The following is a 1352-nucleotide window of genomic DNA, read 5'->3' on the forward strand; positions in this document are numbered from 1 at the left end:
TGAATCACCCCGGGTTTGGTGCTCACCTTCTTTCTTGAGGAGGATGGGTAGACCATGCCATCGAAGTACGACGAAGTGACCAAGGCCAAGGCTGTCCGGCTGGTCGTCGAGCATCGCGACGACTACGACAGTGAGTGGGCTGCGATCAAGGCGGTCTCGGCCCGGTTGGGGATGACCGCGGAGACCTTGCGGAAATGGATCCGCCAGGGCGCGATCGATGACGGGCAGGCGGAGGGGACCTCGACCGAGGCCGCCAAGGTGATCAGGGAGCAGAAACGCAAGATCGCCGAGCTGGAGCAGACTATCGAGATCCTTTCGGCGGCAACGTCTTTCTTCGCGCGGGCGAACGACCCGCGACACCGTTAGTGTGTGAGTTCATCGCCGAGCATCGGGCTCGGTTTCCGGTCACGGCGATCTGCCGGGCATTGACCGCGCGGGGTGTGAAGATCGCGCCGAGGACCTTCCATGCCTGGAACAGGCGGGCACCGTCGAAACGGGCCTTGTGGGACACCGCGGTCACCGAGGTCTTGGCTGGGATCTACGAGCCCGACCAGACCGGCCGGCGTAAGCCGGAGTGCTTGTACGGGGCCGAGAAGATGTGGGCGCATCTGCAACGCCAAGGTATCCCGGTGGCCCGTTGCACGGTGGAGCGGTTGATGCGCGTCAACGGATGGAAAGGTGTGGTGCGGCGTAAGAAGGTCCGCACCACCGAACCCGATCCGACCGCGTCGCGGGCACCAGATCTGGTCGATCGCCAGTTCCGAGTGCCGGCACCGAACATGCTGCTCGTTGCGGACTTCACCTATGTCCGTTTGGCGACGGGATCGTTCGTCTATACAGCGTTCGTGATCGACGCCTATGCGGGGCGGATTCTGGGCTGGGAGTGCTCGACCAGCAAGGCGACCGCGTTCGTGGAATCAGCGATCCGCCAGGCCGCCGCTGTGCGGTCTCGTCAAGGCAATCCTTTGGCGGGCAATACGATTCACCATTCGGACGCGGGTTCGCAATACACATCGATTCGGCTGGGTGAAACACTGCTGCTGTCAGGGATGGTGCCGTCGATCGGTTCGGTCGGCGATGCGTTCGATAATGCGTTGGCGGAGACGACAATTGGGCTCTATAAGACCGAAGCGGTTCGTGATGACTCTCCGTTTCGGCGAGGCCCGCTGACCCGTCTCGCCGATGTCGAACTGCTCACGGCCGAGTGGGTCGCTTGGTTCAACGAGTCCCGGCTCATGCACCGACTCGGCCGCAAACCACCAGCCGAGTATGAAGCCGACTACTATGCACACCGCGCCGAGCAACCAGCCGGTGACAGATAAAACGGTGTGCACCAAAGCCGGGGCGATTCA

Annotated in this window: 1 protein-coding gene; it reads left to right on the forward strand. The window is 62.6% G+C overall.

Annotation, left to right across the window (positions count from 1 at the left end; all coding sequences use genetic code 11):
* Positions 1–54 precede the first annotated feature (54 nt).
* Positions 55–1322, forward strand: a protein-coding gene (locus tag AB0J29_RS37190) for an IS3 family transposase (RefSeq protein WP_364796066.1) whose coding sequence is annotated in 2 segments (ribosomal slippage) — positions 55–328 and positions 328–1322 — 1269 coding nt in all. Because the reading frame shifts where the segments join, the coding sequence is not laid out codon by codon here.
* Positions 1323–1352 lie beyond the last annotated feature (30 nt).

The organism is Nocardia sp. NPDC049707 (assembly GCF_040674855.1).
GTDB lineage: Bacteria > Actinomycetota > Actinomycetes > Mycobacteriales > Mycobacteriaceae > Nocardia.